Source organism: Microcystis sp. M53603_WE2 (assembly GCF_030065435.1).
The window spans coordinates 1-14,905 of the sequence record NZ_JASJFF010000964.1; the positions used below are offsets into that span (position 1 = coordinate 1).

Below are 14,905 nucleotides of genomic sequence, written 5' to 3' on the forward strand. Positions count from 1 at the left end.
AAATCCTTATCTGGCAAGAGACTTAATTGATTAGTTCGCTCTAGATAAAAAACAATTGACAAAAATCGCTAAATGCCTTTCTCTATAAGGGTTCCATCCCTTATAACCCCCGTCCATTGCATAACACAAACCGAAGAGCCAGTTTATGAATCGGTGATCAATAATTGTCATGGCTAAGTTAATGGATTGTCATTAACTAAATCATCAAAATCTTCAGCAAGATTTTGGGCTGACTCGCCTAGTTTAGGACTGAGCTTATCAGCAACAATCTTCAGGCTTTCTTCGTAGTTACTGGGTAACTCAAATTTAACTTCAAGATCGATTGGGTTATCATCTTCTTGTTTCCCTAAAGCTCTCTGTAAAGCTCGATTAATTAGGCTGTTCATGACATTAAATACTCCTGATACTGAGTGGTTATTGTTTGAATTATTCCATCGAACATTCCTAAATGGTATGCACGACGGAGCCATCGTTTGCACCAGATTTTCCCAACGACCTTCCATGTCTTTTTGAACTTGTAATTCTTGGCAAACTAAGTCTCTGATTGTTTTGTCATTTTCAGGAAGTGCTAGTAGTACCCCCGTGTCAGCGGGTTCAGGGTTTCCAGAAGAAACATAAAGATCCTTGCGAATCTGCAAACAACTTTGATAAATGAGATGATTGAGGTACTGTTGGGAATTACCCTGTTCGCCAGGTAATAAAACTTCGGAACCTGTAGTATCATTTTCTAGGAGACAGCGACCTCGCTCAGGGTTTGCTTCCCCTTTAGGCTGATTAGGAAATAGGAAAACATCCACGATGTAGCTATAGGCAACTGCCCGTTTTTCTGGCGATTTCTTCAGAGGATCGTTAGTATCTTGCGTCCCCACAGCATAGAGGTCGATCGCGCGATCGAGATCGTAAAGAATTTTATCGAGAACAATTTGGCAGAGAACTGTTTTAGAAGTACAGCCACATTGCAAATAGCAGTCCAGTTTATCCGCAAGCTGATTGCGCTCAATGATCAGCCGTAGCAGCCTTTCTTCAGCTTCATCAAAGGCGGACATCCCATACAGGCCATAGAACAAAATCGGCGGTCGGGCAATCCGCAGCAACCGGAATCCACCGGATGGCTCGAAACCATCCACAAAAAGCTGCAAAGCTTCCAGAAAAGCAGTCAGAGGTGGAGCAGCAGGATAGATCAAGTTCTTACCAACGATGACTAGGCGCCGCAGGCGTTCGACATCCAACTGTGCTGTTGCCCCTAATTGGCGCAAACCCGCGACACTACCCTGACCAGACCTTTGAATGAGCGCATCCATGACGCGACTTAACTCGCCTTCAACCAGGAGAGCGCGAAGATCGCCTTGTCCCTGTTCTTCCAACCGTTGGAAAAGCTGGCGGTAGGCATCGATCCCTCTGGGCCATTCGTTGGGAGCATAAGCCTCTTGAGTTGCCCCGACTAAATTCCGCAGGGCATAGATAACAGCATCCCGGCGCACTTGTAACTCGCTATAGGGAGCCTGTAAGAGATAACGACCGCCGAAGCCGACATTAGAGAGTGCTTCACCCATCATCACAAATAAGACGGAAGCCACTTCATCCAAACTCTGAGCGAACTTGCGATAGATGAGGCTCATGGTAGGAGTCAGCGCCCCAACCAGCCGCGCCAGGCGAGCATAATCCCCCAAGGTGCGACGGATGCCGAAGGTTTTATCCCGCTGTCTGGGATCGAGGGCAAAACGAGCCGAATTCACCCCTTCCTGAATGGCAGAACGAACTGCCATCGCCCAGCCTTCCAATTCTGGGGTCACGTCCTTGAGGATGGAGTTGGTGGTCAGTTCCTGCAAATCCCGCTCCACATCATTGATCGCTTGCTGCATTTCTGCATCGGAGGATGTGGGGGCTTGCTGCAGGGGCATCGGTGTACCAGAAGCCAAAAGAAAGGGAACTCCCTCCGCCTCCTTGTTGATGGCTACTGCTCTAGGATTGTTTTTATAGCGGTTTAGTAATGCCTCTGCTATCTGTTTGGCATCATTGGGATCGCTGACTTTTAATTCTCGCCGCAGAAGATTATCCAACGCCATACGAGAACTACTGTTCGGCATCAGGCCATTATTTTTGGCCATGGCACTACTGTAATTAAACGGATTGCCAGATGAAGTGTTCATAATTTATCAGGGCAAGGAAAAAAGGTGTTGGGGTTGTTTCAGTGATCAGTTATCCCCTATATTCCTAAGTTTTCAGAGCAAAGCGGCTTGTATTTCTTTAAAACTGGGTGAAGATGGGGGAATAGGGGAGGTAAGATGATTAATAACCCGATTGGATAACTGACGGGCGGGAATTTGACCAGTAGCGAGGGCATAACTAGCGGCGCTGACCAGAAATCGCGGCGGTAAATCGGGGGGAACCTCTCCGTGGACTAATTGTCTAGCACCGGCTTGAATCGCTTTTTCATCATCTTCAGAAAAAGGAATAATATCGGCCAGGGCCTGTTGGGCGAGATTGCGACGGGTTTGATAGGCAATTTCATCCACCAGATGGGGAATCAATAATTCCGAGGTGGTTAACAGACGTGCCGGCAGACGGTGAAAACGATTAGGGTTATAGAGTTGCTGCCAAACCGAGCGTAGGCGATCGCCTTCTTGACCAAATCCCATCCGTCGCAACATTTCCGCTAAGATCAAAATTCTCAGATATGCCGTCGGGTGCGCTCCTCCAGGACGATAGGTAAGGGTACGGGGAGCGGGATGAGCCAGAAAAAGTGCCATTCCCCAGGCTGCGGCTGGACCGGCTAATAAAATCGCCGCTAAATCGGCAAAAACTTCCTTATGCCAGCGTCCGTAGATGCGAGTAATACTGGGGTCGCCACTGGTGCCGAGAATGCGACGGATCACCGCTTGACGATTTTCCTGCCAGATCCCCAGATCCGCTTGCAGATTGTGGGCTACTTCGTGGATAAAGACCGGTTGCCAAGGATTATCTCGATCCCAAGGGATGCGGATAATCGGGAAGGGATTAGGTTCTCCCAAAAGACGAGTCAGCAAAACGCCACGACGCATGGTAGCAGGCGAGAAACCGTGTTCCATATAACACAAGGGTTTGAGCATCGGTGCGCGAAATAACCCCGGAGAGGACTCGCGAACGGCCCGATAACAATCGATCGCGATCAGATCATGGGCGGCGAGAGCGGCGGCAAAAGAGGAACCCCTTTGACTAAAAATTTCAAAAAATAGCCCAAAACTACGGCGAGCGCGGTCAATTTCCCGTTCTACCAGTGCTATATCGATTAAAACTCGCTCTATCGGTGACTCGTTCCACGTCCCTTGTAGATGCTGAAGACGACGCTGAATTTGGCGATCAATCTTAGCCAGACGTTGATTAGCTGCCCGAAAATGGTCAGGAGAGGGAGCGTAGGGTAAATCTTGGGGGCGAATCCCCACGGAAGCATAATTTACCCTGACTAGACGACGCGCTCGCGCCGTTAGATCTAAAATTTTATTGTGTAGAAAAGCTCTCGTTCCCATACTGCCCCCATTGCGGTTGGTTGCCTAACTGCCTTGAATCCGAATCGTTACCGGTCCGCGCAGACGATAGCTATGGCTGCGGCCGCAGGTGGGGCAAGGTCGTCCCCCGGACATTGATCGCCGGCCGGGACGGGATCTGGTAGTGAGCGGACGGGCTAAACGGCGCACGGTGCGAGGACTTTGCGCGACTCGGGCGGCGGCACGACGCACGGCAGGAGCCACAGATCGGGCGGGTAAACCTCTTTGGGCAACGGTACGACTAACACCGCGCACAATGCGAGGCACGGCTCTAGCGGCGGCCGGCCCTTGACGACGGGCGAGGGTGCGTGTAGCTTGGCTGACACTACTGACCAATTGCCGGCGAGTTTGCCGCGGTAGTCGCGAGATATTGGGCATAGCGGTCCGCAGGGCAACGGCGGAAACAAAGGGAGCGGCCGCATCGATCGCATCTTCCGTCTCGGCCAGGTCAAATAAGTCCTCCAAAGCCTCAAACTCATCGGCCTCATCAGCCAAAAGTCTTCCGGCCACGTTGGCAATACGTCCGATTAATTGCGCTTGCGGTAGGGGAATCATACTGGCGATCGGTCCGACCACGCGGGCTACGGAACCAATTCCCCGGCCCACTCTTCCAGCAACTTGTCCGACTCTGCGTCCCACATTGCGAGCGATGCGTCCCAAGCGTCGGAAAAACTCGTCCGTGTCCTCCTCGGCCAGGGCATCGGCCAGGGCATCCTCCAGGGCATCGAAACCAGAATCGTAGCCCTGTTCTCCCCAGTCTTCCATCTCGTCAAATCCCTGACCACTACCGAGCATCGATCCGATGCCGCGAATTAAACCACCGATAAAGGCATCATCATCGGCTTCGGCCAGATCGTATTCCCCGAATTCATCCCCGGCATCGTAACTATCGTAATAGTCGCCCCTTTGGGCGGGGCCTTCCACTTGATCGTAAAACAAGTCATCCATGACATCGGTTTCAAAGGCTTGATACATGATTTTTCTCTCCTAATTACAAGGGCAGAAATAGCTATAGGCGCGTGATCATAATTTCCACCGGTCCTTGTAGTCTTAGGCGCTGGGGCAGACCACCGCGACTGGGGCCGGGGCGAACAGAAGTTCTTCTCATCCCCGGGGCGGGACGGGATAACTGCCGTACTAAACGGGGTTGCGCCGCCACTCTCGCCCCGGTTTGTCGGATAGCTTGCGGTAAGCGACTGGGGGATAAACGACGACGAGCGGCGGTTTGTCCGACACTCTGAGCTATCCTCGGCAAAGCTCGCAGGGCAGCCGATCCCTGACGGCGGACTAGATTTCGAGCCACTTGGGTGGTACTGTGAACGATCTGACGACGGAGAGGACTACTGAGGGCGGCACGGCGCAGCACCGGTCTAACCATAGTGCGGGCCGCCATACCAGCTAGTACGGGTAAAGCCTCATCTAGCTCCTCATCGGCAAATAAATCGGCTAAGTCTTCTAGGGCATCCAATTCATCAAAGCCCTGGGCGGCATACTGTTGCAGCAGCGGCGCTACTTGCCCCAAAATGCTGGCCAAGGGATTGGCAGCGCGTCCGGCACGTCCCGCCACTCGCTGCACTTGGCCTGCCACTCGCTGCACCTGTCCAGCTACTCGTCCGGCAGTTTGGACCGCCCGTCCCACCCCCCGGGCTACCCGGCTGGCAGTGGTGGCTCCCCGACGGGCTGCCCCCGCCACCCGGCTAATTCCTCCTAATAATTGTCGGAAAAATTCATCGCTGTCTTCCGCGTCTAGGGCATCGGCAACGGCTTCTTCTAGGGCATCCCAATCATTGACTCCGCTATCGATGAGGTAATCATCGCCGAAATCTTCCCCTAATTCCGCCTCGTATTCGTCTTCTCCCAGAAAGCCCTCTCCTCCCAGATCTTCCCATCCTAATTGGTCTTCGCCAAAACTGTCTTCGGCTTCAAATCCTTCAAAACCTTCGCTTTCCATACCTTCCCAAGCATCGAAGGCTCCCTCATCGGCAAAGGAGGAATTAGCGGCTAAGTCCTCCATAACATCACTTTCAAAAGGCTGATCCATATAAGTACCTTCCTGAGCGCAAGTAGTCGCTAAAATGTCGATAAAATTAAGAACAATTTCGACAGGATTAGGTCTGACCTAACCTTGTCTGTCTTCTCGTATTCCACATCGAGAGCTAGAGCGAGATCTTGCTAAGGAGTATTTTGCTATCTAGCTCTCTATTACTGTTTAGGATAGATTGTTCCTCTCCCTCTTACCAGTCACACGATCTAGGTCACTTATTTGGTGTAACTCATTTAAGGGACGTTGTACCAATTTCAATAGTCGTGACTGACATCTGCAAGCCCAATTCTTCTCTCAGAGCGTAATTGCGCCTTAGAATAGACCTCTTGCAAAAATCAAAAATTGTTGTGAGGGTTAGGAGTCAGTAGCCGGTCGTCAGTAGTCAGGAGAATTAAGAATGAATAATAATCAATTAAATGCTCTATTTAGTGATTTGATGCAATTTTATGCCTATTTTTCTCATTTTTGAACCATCAAAAATTAATTATGCAAGAGGTTTAATGACCAACTAAGTCTGTCATTACTTTTGCAAAATGATATTAGACTTCCTCTAAAAAATTTTAAAACCTCTGGTTGAGTCAGCATTGTCCGAGTCAGCCGTCAAAAGGAAAAAATACAGATCAAAGAGTTTTTGAACTGACAGAAACCTTATTTATCGGACAAAATGCCTGAATTTACTAAACCGAGAAGTCTCCTCTCTCCTGAATCGGTAAGAAGTCTTTGTTTTGGGTCGTCGGTCGTCAACACCAAATCAGGTTACACTTCATCGACCCGAAGGTTAATGCGGATGGAGGGACTCGAACCCACACATCAAAAAGATACTAGAACCTAAATCTAGCGCGTCTACCAATTCCGCCACATCCGCAAATATGTCAGCATACCTCATCATAGCATAAGATACTATAGGAAAGATAAAATTTTTTATTCTTAATAATTTTATGCTCTTAGGTTTTGTCTTTCAGTCCCCCGGCCCGATCCTCTGGGAGATCGGACCGATTTCGGTGCGCTGGTATGGATTTCTCATCGCTATGGCGGTATTATTGGGTGTCACCCTCTCCCAGTACCTAGCTCAAAAAAGAGCGATCAATCCCGATTTAATCGCTGATTTGGCCATTTGGTTAGTAGTGGGAGCCATACCTGCAGCCCGTCTGTACTATGTTCTCTTTCAGTGGCAAGAATACGCGCAAAATCCTGCTGATATTATCGCCATTTGGAAGGGAGGTATTGCTATTCACGGGGCAATTATCGGGGGTTTGCTGGCGGCCCTAATCTTTGCCCGCATTAATCGGGTTTCTCTTTGGCAATTACTCGATCTGGTGGCCCCTTCAGTTATTCTCGGTCAAGCGATCGGACGTTGGGGTAACTTTTTTAATTCGGAAGCTTTTGGCAGTCCGACTAATTTACCTTGGAAGTTGTTTATTCCTCCGGCTAGTCGTCCTTTAGAATATATCGCCGTCGATTATTTTCACCCCACCTTTCTCTACGAATCTCTCTGGAATCTGGCAGTTTTTGCCCTACTCATCTATCTATTTTTCTGGGGTTTAAAACACCCTAGTAAATTAAAAATTGGCACCCTTACCCTAGTCTATTTTATCGCCTACAGTCTAGGTAGATTCTGGATCGAGGGGCTACGCACCGATAGTTTAATGTTTGGGCCTCTAAAAATGGCGCAAATAATTAGTTTAGGAGCGATCGCTATCGGTATTTTCGGGTTATTCTGGTTATATAAACTGCAGCGTCCTTTACCGGATGTGGTGGCGACCGTCAGTTATAATCAAAAGTTACCCTAGCTAACCCTGACAATGGATCTAGTAACGATTTTTCAACAGGTTTTAAACGGTTTATCGATCGGTAGTGTCTATGCTATTTTTGCCCTCGGTTACACTTTGATTTTTTCCATTTTAGGGATTATCAATTTTGCCCATGGCGCAATTTTTACCCTCGGTGCCTATTTTACCTACGCTCTAGCGGGGGGAGTTTTCGGGTTTAATGGTTTATTGGCTAATGCCAAATTACCCTTTTCCTTACCCTTTTTTTTAGCACTCTTGCTAGGCTGTATCCTTTCAGGTTTCACCTCGGTTCTTCTGGAAAGATTGGCCTTTAAACCCCTCCGGGTACGGGGTTCCGATTCTCTCTTAACTCTGGTTTCTAGCCTAGGGGCAGCCGTGGTGATTGTCAATGTCATTCAATACTTATTCGGGGCAGAAATTTATACTTTTCCCGATGGGATTTATGGCAATCTTCCCCCCGCAATTAATTTCGGTACAGCCGATCGCCCCGTGGCAATTCGCACAATTCAGATTATTATTTTTCTGGTTTCAGCAGTTATGGTGGCTTTGCTAACTTATTGGGTTAATTTCACCAAAATGGGCAAAGCTTTACAAGCGGTAGCTGAAGATGTCACCACGGCCAGTTTGTTGGGGATCAATCCCGAAAAATTTATCGTGATTACCTTTTTTATTAGTGGTGCCTTGGCAGGTTTAGCAGGAACTTTAGTCGGTTCTAGTGTTAGTATCGCTGGCCCCTATTTCGGTATTGCTTTCGGATTAAAAGGTTTAGGAGTGATTGTTTTAGGGGGATTGGGAAGTATCCCCGGAGCAGTAATCGGTGGTTTATTATTGGGTATTGCCGAAGCTTTTGTTCCCGCAGAATATTCCGGTTATCGAGAGGCGATCGCTTTTGCTATTCTCTTTATTATGTTGTTAGTTCGTCCCCAGGGTTTACTAGGCAGAAAGTTAATTCAAAAAGTCTAAGTAGGTTTAATTGGCCGAGAGAAAAACTGTTTTTCCCGACAAGGAAGATTGATAGGCAGCGTAGGCCACTTCTAGGGCATAAAGACTGGCTTGGGGAGTAACATAAAGAGGAGACCGATCAAAGAGATAATCTAGCACCATAGCGGTATCTTTGGCAAAAAGACCGCGACGGGTTTCCACTTCTAAAGCTTGGCTACCTTCACTATTAATTAACTGCCCTGTTTCCCCTTCAAAAATTAAGCTACCTGCCTCGCCATGAATAGTGAAAGTTCGCTCATTTTGCCAAAAAACTTCGCCTTTGCCGTAGGTAACTTCAGCAATTAAGCCATTTTTAAATAATAACTGTGCCTCACACAAACAGGCCAGAAAATAATCGGATTCCGGGGCATTCCAATAACGACAATGACAGGATACGGACTCCACTTCCCCAAATAAATTAGTCAAGCGATGGATACGAGAAAGGGCCGCAATCAAGGGAAAACCGAATAAATCCCGATGAAATGTCCAGCGCCGGGGTGCTGGTCTGCCGGGGGCGATCGTGGTATAACGGGCTAGGTGGATATTGCCGAGGCTGGCTAAATACTGCTGTTGGGTTTGATGCAGTCCCCCCAAAAGTTCAATATGTTCGACGTGCAGTAATTTGTTCTCGGTTTCGGCTAGGGTGATTAATTCTGCTGCCGCTGCCGGGTGGAAAGCCAGGGGATACTCGACGATAACGTGCTTACCGGATTTTAAAGCAGTACGGGCGATCGAGGCATGGGCCTGATTAACGTTGGCAATGACAATCAGATCGAGATCAGGATGACTGGCCAGGCTTACTGCCGAATCTAGGGCAGAAATTTGGTATTTTTGCGAGAAATTAGCGATCGATTCGGGACTATTACCGCTAAAGTACAGAAGCTGGGCGCGATCATCCGCTTGCAAGCTTTCAGCGCGACGTTGAGCGGCGAACCCTGTGCCAACTATACCAATTTTTAGGGGACGATGAGAAGTCATCAGGGGCATTCTGGCGACGCTTTATCTTGGCAATCAACTCATCTATTATCTCAAAAATAGCGCCCTAAAAGATGTGGAGGGGTGAATTCATGTTTTAAATGGGCAACGCCAATTTTTTGCTCCTGTTTAGGACCTAGAGCTTCTAAACCGCGATCGGTTGTCGGGGAGCATGACGACGAGGGGAAACCACCACGGGAGTGGGCGACACTGCACAGGTTAATTCTAGAGACTGTTCTAAACTAACCACCCGATTGAGTTGTTGCCATTCAGCACTAAAAGGAGGCATCGCTAGAGCGCAGGCTTTCCAATGAGCTTCGACGGGAACATCTAGTTGTTGACAAGTGCCACCGCGCCGACCCTGGGTTTGATAGTATCGGCAGTATCGACAGGAAGAGGTAAGAAAGTTTGCGGCTTGCATGGGTTAGCTTTAAAAGGAAGATGATTATAAGGAACTCAAGGGATGACTCTCTTTTCGCTCTGTGTAATATTGTCCTACCCTGTGCCAAGGGTATTTTCCTGACTACCATAGCTAGGACTGATACGCCATATAGTTTTTAGTGATCCCCAAAAAAAATTTTATTTTTAGAATCTTTTAATAGTTACTTTGCAAAAAGCAGCACTGTCTCAAAACTGAAGAGTTCAACTCAGTTGTGGCCGAGGTTATCGGCTCTAGTATCGCCGATAACAAACCGGGGATCAAGCCTTAGCCGAATAGAATTGATGAATACAGGTTCAATTAAGACAGAAAAGATCGGCCAATTGATTCCCGACTCAAAACCACTCTTTCCACAAGACTATAAAAAAATTTAATCTTTTACCCCGCCCGACTGGGCAAAACAAAAAGCACAACATTGCCAACGCTCAAGCTCTCCGGAGGGACTGGGAGACTGACAACGAGGACAAATCGGCCAAGATCGGGTTCTATGAACTATTTTCTGGCTCCAACTCTCTAAACTGTCCGGTTGCTGGGGATTTTCTGGCGGTTTTTCCGGGGTGACATAACTAGGATGATCTCTCAGGGATTTAGGTGCGATCGCTTCTGGAGGAATTAACTGACTATCTTGCTGCCAACGGGCAGCAGAAAAGCGGATATCGCCCAAGGGAGTCTCTAACTGACTATTAAGCCGTTTTAATAAGCTATAGCGTTGTAAAGACAATTCCTGGGCTAAAGCGGCGCTACTGGTAGCCACCGATAAAACCCCGCGACTCAGGGAAAAAGGCCGGGTTTGCTCAAGCAGACGGGGATTAATAATTTTTGGCCATAATTGCAGCACTTGATCATACTGGCGATATTCTTCCCAACCCACCTGTTGAGTAATAGCCGCCAAAATTTTGTCAAGAGAATGTAAAGACATCTGGAAAATCTAGGGAATACCACGGTACACTAGGACGAAAAAACCCCCTAACTTTTCAGCATAACCTTTAATACCCTCATGAAATCCGATCGATCCCCATCCCCCCAAGATTCCCCTCTCTCGATCGTTCATCAACCCAGTTCAGCCATCGATCCCGCTCGGGAACCAGAATACCTAGAAGCTGCTGTCATTAACGTCTATCCCCAAGCTGAAGATCTCTTTTTTACCCCTTGGGGTATCCGGGCAATGGTGATCTTTTTAATTGCTAATAGTCTCCTCAGTCTCAATCAATGGTTAACCAATACTACCCCCACCCCGAGGAAAACTGAGAATTCCCCCCTCGAGCAGCGCCAAAATAACTCCCGCCACCTCGATCGATTGATAGCGATCGCTCGTCCGGTACAGAAAACTCCTCAAACCAGTCCGATCGTTAATATTCCCGCTCCTCCGGTTAAAACTAGCCCGATCGCTAACATTCCCGCCCCACCAGTGGTTCAGAGTCCCCCCACCGCTATCAATCTGACTAATGCCCTCTTACCCCCGAATCCGCCACCATCCCCAATGCCGGCCCATCAATTACCCGTCAGTAAGATCAAGCAATCTTTACCCGTCGCCCCCCCGAACCCCAGCACCCCGCCCGTATCTTCCCTAGTTTCTGCACCACCGCCACCACCGCCCCAAGTCACCCCCGCCCCCTCGACCGCGATCATTAACGAACGAATGTTGGAGGAATTGCGTCAAAGAGAAGAATCACCCGCTAATTTACCCTTTTTTCAACGGGAAAAAGCCCGTCGCTTGGCCAATCAAAACCGACAGGAGGCGGTGGAGTTAATGAAACAGTTACCGCCAGAATTACAAGCATCCCCTTCTCCCAGTAGTCCGGCACCTTCAGAAACAGCCGATCCCTCCCAGTCCCCCGTCCCTAGTTCTATCATTATTGATAGGAGCGGCACTTCGGTAAACTATTAGGGTTCCTATCGGGAGGACGGCAATGGGTTTGTTTGATCGCATGGGCCAAGCAATTCGCGCCCAAGTCAATAGTCTGATTCAGGAAAATCAAGATCCCGAAAAACTGCTGGAAAAGGCGATCTTGGCGATGGAAGGGGAATTGATGCAAATGCGACAAGCCCTGGCGGCAGCCGTCGCTACCCAGAAACGCACCGAGCGCCAACGACAACAACAGGAAAAAGCGGCTCAAACTTGGCACGAACGCGCCCAATTAGCCCTAAATCACGGTAACGAGGAACTCGCCCGCCAAGCTCTCAGCCAATGGCAAACCTATCAAAGTCAGATCGCCCCCCTACAAACCTCCCTGCAACAACAGACGGCTATTATACAAAAGTTAAAGAAAGAACTCTTGACAATTGAACGCAAATATGCTGAGATGAAAGCACAAAAAAGCCTTTATGTGGCCAGATTGCGATCGGCGAGTGCCAGTCAAAAAGCCCAAGAAATTATGGGCAGTTTGAACAGCAGTCAGATGGGAACTATTTTCGAGAAATTAGAAGCAAAAGTCCTAGAAGCCGAATCCCAAGCCGATTTAATCGGGTATAAAGACCCCTTAGAGCGACAATTCCAAGATTTGGAGGGACAAAAACAAATTGAAGCGGAATTACTCAAGTTAAAACAAGAAAACTTGGATGGGTGATGTGGGAAGTGGGGTGTGGGGTGTGGGGTGTAGGGTGTGGGGTGTGGGGTGTGGGGAGAAAAAAGCTGTCTCCTGACTCTTGACTCCTAACTCCTATCCCCTATCCTAGCTCTCGTGGTTTATATTGGATAATAAGCCGTTAGGCAAGATAGGAAATTTTAAGAACAGTTAACTGATTTAGTACACACCGAGAGGAACAAGAGCGTCATGGGTTTATTCGATCGCCTTAGCCGAGTTGTCCGAGCTAACCTCAATGATATGGTGAGCAAGGCTGAAGATCCAGAAAAAATGCTGGAACAAGCTGTCAGTGATATGCAAGAGGATCTAGTACAGGTACGTCAAGCGGTTGCTAGAGCGATCGCCGAACAACGACAAACGGAACAAAAATACAGCAAAGACCAGTCAGAAGCCAATAAATGGGAACAAAGAGCCAAATTAGCCCTTTCTAAAGGGGATGAAACTCTCGCCAGGGAAGCTCTTAAACGCAAGAAAGATTTCACGGAAACCGCCGCCATTCTCAAAAATCAACTGGATCAGCAAACGGTACAGGTAGATAGTCTGAGAAAAAACTTGATTGCGCTCGAAAGTAAGATTTCTGAGGCAAAAACCAAGAAAAATATGTTAGTAGCTCGCTCCAGAGCCGCAAAAGCTAACGAAGAAATCCAAAAAACCCTCGGCAGTATCGATACCAGTAGTTCCATGTCCGCTTTTGAGCGCATGGAAGAAAAAGTTGTGCAGATAGAAGCCCGTAGTCAAGCGATCGGTGAATTGGGTGGCATCGACATGGAACGTCAATTCGCTGCACTAGAATCGGGTAGCGATGTGGAGGATGAATTAGCAATGCTGAAAGCACAAATGTCCGGGGGAGCATTACCGGGTACAGCTTCTAGTCAACCCACTTTACCCCAAGCAACCACCGTCAGGGATTCGGCAGTGGATGCGGAATTAGAGGAATTGCGATCGAAGTTAAAAGAACTGTAAAACTTTGAGAGCGTCGAGACGTACTATCTACGGTACGTCTCTATTTATTAATTTTGTTGTTGAGATAGGGAATAAGCTAAGAGGAATTTTAACCGCCTATCCTTAGATTAGTTCTCCCCCAATCCCTTTACTTTTGCCTCTTGGCTCATCTCAACAAGCAATTTAAATACGCGGGCAGCTTATCCATGTTCTTATTACTAGACAAGGGCAGCTTTGTCGATATTAAACATCTGATTAGGTTTTGCCGAGCAGAATTATCCACCCTATTCCGTTAATCCTTCAGCGTGTTTGACCGAGCGTAGTTGGTTAAGAAATTGCTCTATTTCTTGAGTTTTATCGATCTTGGTCGGTAAATTAAAGCCATATTCAAGAGGAGCATCAATAACAAGAATTTTTTGATTATTGATGTTACTTTCATCAATCAACCATAAAGCATGGGTTTGATAAGCTGGAATCACTAATAATCTGACTATGATATTTTCTTCAGGGATATTTTCATCAATCCAGCTAATAGCTTGATCGAATTTTTCTGCTAATTCCGATTGAAAAATTCCATCCACAGACCAATCTGTAGGTTCACTGCCAAGGCTACTAGAGCGAGCGTAGGCGATCGGGGTATTATCTGATTTTACTTGCAGATGCCATTGCCCTGATGGACGAGCTAAACGGGTTAAATCGTTGGTTGGTTCAACCACTGCATTTGCGGGTAGATTCCAGACATCTACACTTTCATGCAAAGCAGGGGAAACTGCACCGAGAGACTCAGTTATTCTAGACAAGCTAAAACCTACTTTTCTTTGTAATTGAGTTAAAACGTCATCGGGTAAAGTTTTAAAATGTGCCATTTTAGTTTATCTCCTAATATTAATCCATGTCCATCGCCATTGACCTTCGCCATAGGCAGTTTTAACTCGATCGTAGGGAATAATTATTTCACCCCGCCAAGGATCATAAATGATGACCTGGGGGACTGAATCAATTATATCCCAACCGACTGCTAAAACGGCATGACCCCCTCCTCCATTCCATTTAAAACCGATTTCTACTGCACGTTGATTATCAAGTTCAGTTTGTAAGGTGGTAAATTCAATCAAACCATTAATATAAATTGGATTAAAACTATACCTTACCCACATAGGAGCAATATTAAGAATTGGCAAGGGTTTATTGCACAATGAACTATTGGGTGAACTGCAACAACCTGTTAATTCAAAAGCAACATTGGCAAGGTTACATTGCTGCGTTGTGATGTCATCATTTTGCTGAAAAACCATCTGCATTGAAGCCGCCCAACACCATTGGGTTTGTTCTTGTTTAATCCAAGTGATTTTGTTAATTCTAGTGGCTTGCCCTAGGGTATCATCGCTGACAAAAGCTAAAAAAGCTGCTGCTTGTAAAATGCTCGGCTTTCCTTGTTCAACTCTTAAAGGCAGAGTTTTAGCCGGTGTTTCCCAGTCTAGATTAATTGCAGCACCTGTAATTAATTTTGTCCAATCAGGAGCGGCACCATCTCCTATGGTTTCTCCCACTGCATCCACAAGTGCATCAGCAATAACTTTAGCTAAACCTTTACTTGCTGCAGATAAAAAGACTTTGGCCGCTTC

General features: G+C 47.4%; 14 protein-coding genes and 1 tRNA gene. 5 read left to right on the forward strand and 10 right to left on the reverse strand.

The genetic code is table 11. From position 1 onward, the window contains the following. Positions 1 to 173 precede the first annotated feature (173 nt). The 5 genes from PX481_RS20350 to PX481_RS20370 form a co-directional block, all read right to left on the reverse strand. Positions 174 to 2,150, reverse strand: coding sequence for a hypothetical protein (locus PX481_RS20350; protein ID WP_288095685.1), 1,977 nt, complete (start codon positions 2,148 to 2,150; stop codon positions 174 to 176). Between the two features lie 72 nt (positions 2,151 to 2,222). After that, positions 2,223 to 3,506, reverse strand: coding sequence for a hypothetical protein (locus PX481_RS20355; protein WP_002757670.1), 1,284 nt, complete (start codon positions 3,504 to 3,506; stop codon positions 2,223 to 2,225). Positions 3,507 to 3,530: 24 nt separating this feature from the next. After that, the gene (locus PX481_RS20360; protein ID WP_002757672.1) at positions 3,531 to 4,499 is read right to left on the reverse strand and encodes a hypothetical protein; all 969 of its coding nucleotides are present in this window, start codon (positions 4,497 to 4,499) and stop codon (positions 3,531 to 3,533) included. Positions 4,500 to 4,533: 34 nt separating this feature from the next. Next, positions 4,534 to 5,565 carry a hypothetical protein gene (locus PX481_RS20365; RefSeq protein ID WP_002757673.1) on the reverse strand — a complete coding sequence of 344 codons (1,032 nt, stop codon included), beginning with the start codon at positions 5,563 to 5,565 and terminating at the stop codon, positions 4,534 to 4,536. Between the two features lie 785 nt (positions 5,566 to 6,350). Beyond that, positions 6,351 to 6,433 (reverse strand) — tRNA-Leu (locus PX481_RS20370). A gap of 73 nt (positions 6,434 to 6,506) precedes the next feature. Between PX481_RS20370 and lgt the strand changes: the two genes are divergently transcribed. Together lgt and PX481_RS20380 are read left to right on the forward strand one after the other, a co-directional pair. Further along, on the forward strand, positions 6,507 to 7,358 hold the full coding sequence (gene lgt / locus PX481_RS20375; protein WP_002757674.1) for a prolipoprotein diacylglyceryl transferase: 852 nt from the start codon (positions 6,507 to 6,509) through the stop codon (positions 7,356 to 7,358). 12 nt (positions 7,359 to 7,370) lie between these two features. Beyond that, entirely contained in the window at positions 7,371 to 8,321 is a 951-nt protein-coding gene (locus PX481_RS20380) for a branched-chain amino acid ABC transporter permease (RefSeq protein WP_002757675.1), read from the forward strand. Between the two features lie 6 nt (positions 8,322 to 8,327). Here the strand turns inward: PX481_RS20380 and PX481_RS20385 are convergent, their stop codons facing one another. The 3 genes from PX481_RS20385 to PX481_RS20395 form a co-directional block, all read right to left on the reverse strand. After that, the gene (locus PX481_RS20385; RefSeq protein ID WP_002757676.1) at positions 8,328 to 9,326 is read right to left on the reverse strand and encodes a Gfo/Idh/MocA family protein; all 999 of its coding nucleotides are present in this window, start codon (positions 9,324 to 9,326) and stop codon (positions 8,328 to 8,330) included. A gap of 133 nt (positions 9,327 to 9,459) precedes the next feature. Continuing rightward, a complete protein-coding gene (locus tag PX481_RS20390) occupies positions 9,460 to 9,735 on the reverse strand; it encodes a hypothetical protein (RefSeq protein ID WP_002757677.1) in 276 nt (91 codons plus the stop codon). A gap of 388 nt (positions 9,736 to 10,123) precedes the next feature. After that, positions 10,124 to 10,672 carry a DciA family protein gene (locus PX481_RS20395; RefSeq protein WP_002757678.1) on the reverse strand — a complete coding sequence of 183 codons (549 nt, stop codon included), beginning with the start codon at positions 10,670 to 10,672 and terminating at the stop codon, positions 10,124 to 10,126. 78 nt (positions 10,673 to 10,750) lie between these two features. Here PX481_RS20395 and PX481_RS20400 point away from each other — a divergent pair, with 78 nt between their 5' ends. The 3 genes from PX481_RS20400 (at position 10,751) to PX481_RS20410 (ending at position 13,301) form a co-directional block, all read left to right on the forward strand. Next, complete coding sequence (locus PX481_RS20400; protein ID WP_002757679.1) at positions 10,751 to 11,641, forward strand: hypothetical protein; 891 nt, start codon at positions 10,751 to 10,753, stop codon at positions 11,639 to 11,641. A 22-nt stretch (positions 11,642 to 11,663) separates the two neighbouring features. Then, entirely contained in the window at positions 11,664 to 12,320 is a 657-nt protein-coding gene (locus tag PX481_RS20405; RefSeq protein WP_288095689.1) for a PspA/IM30 family protein, read from the forward strand. Between the two features lie 207 nt (positions 12,321 to 12,527). Further along, complete coding sequence (locus PX481_RS20410; protein WP_002757681.1) at positions 12,528 to 13,301, forward strand: PspA/IM30 family protein; 774 nt, start codon at positions 12,528 to 12,530, stop codon at positions 13,299 to 13,301. 263 nt (positions 13,302 to 13,564) lie between these two features. On the opposite strand, the gene PX481_RS20415 is transcribed toward PX481_RS20410, so the two are convergent. Together PX481_RS20415 and PX481_RS20420 are read right to left on the reverse strand one after the other, a co-directional pair. Beyond that, positions 13,565 to 14,146: a hypothetical protein gene (locus PX481_RS20415; protein ID WP_288095691.1), complete on the reverse strand. Its 582-nt coding sequence runs from the start codon at positions 14,144 to 14,146 to the stop codon at positions 13,565 to 13,567. 6 nt (positions 14,147 to 14,152) lie between these two features. Beyond that, the coding region (locus tag PX481_RS20420; protein ID WP_288095693.1) for a C39 family peptidase at positions 14,153 to 14,905 on the reverse strand (753 nt) is incomplete at its 5' end.

What these genes read in the sequence shown, in the direction of transcription:
- PX481_RS20395 (WP_002757678.1), bottom strand. Translation starts at nt 10,672, where the DNA reads ATGTCTTTACATTCTCTTGACAAAATTTTGGCGGCTATTACTCAACAG.
- PX481_RS20405 (WP_288095689.1), top strand. Translation starts at nt 11,664, where the DNA reads ATGGGTTTGTTTGATCGCATGGGCCAAGCAATTCGCGCCCAAGTCAAT.
- lgt (WP_002757674.1), top strand. Translation starts at nt 6,507, where the DNA reads ATGCTCTTAGGTTTTGTCTTTCAGTCCCCCGGCCCGATCCTCTGGGAG.
- PX481_RS20365 (WP_002757673.1), bottom strand. Translation starts at nt 5,565, where the DNA reads ATGGATCAGCCTTTTGAAAGTGATGTTATGGAGGACTTAGCCGCTAAT.
- PX481_RS20380 (WP_002757675.1), top strand. Translation starts at nt 7,371, where the DNA reads ATGGATCTAGTAACGATTTTTCAACAGGTTTTAAACGGTTTATCGATC.
- PX481_RS20390 (WP_002757677.1), bottom strand. Translation starts at nt 9,735, where the DNA reads ATGCAAGCCGCAAACTTTCTTACCTCTTCCTGTCGATACTGCCGATAC.
- PX481_RS20410 (WP_002757681.1), top strand. Translation starts at nt 12,528, where the DNA reads ATGGGTTTATTCGATCGCCTTAGCCGAGTTGTCCGAGCTAACCTCAAT.
- PX481_RS20385 (WP_002757676.1), bottom strand. Translation starts at nt 9,326, where the DNA reads ATGCCCCTGATGACTTCTCATCGTCCCCTAAAAATTGGTATAGTTGGC.
- PX481_RS20355 (WP_002757670.1), bottom strand. Translation starts at nt 3,506, where the DNA reads ATGGGAACGAGAGCTTTTCTACACAATAAAATTTTAGATCTAACGGCG.
- PX481_RS20360 (WP_002757672.1), bottom strand. Translation starts at nt 4,499, where the DNA reads ATGTATCAAGCCTTTGAAACCGATGTCATGGATGACTTGTTTTACGAT.
- PX481_RS20350 (WP_288095685.1), bottom strand. Translation starts at nt 2,150, where the DNA reads ATGAACACTTCATCTGGCAATCCGTTTAATTACAGTAGTGCCATGGCC.
- PX481_RS20400 (WP_002757679.1), top strand. Translation starts at nt 10,751, where the DNA reads ATGAAATCCGATCGATCCCCATCCCCCCAAGATTCCCCTCTCTCGATC.
- PX481_RS20415 (WP_288095691.1), bottom strand. Translation starts at nt 14,146, where the DNA reads ATGGCACATTTTAAAACTTTACCCGATGACGTTTTAACTCAATTACAA.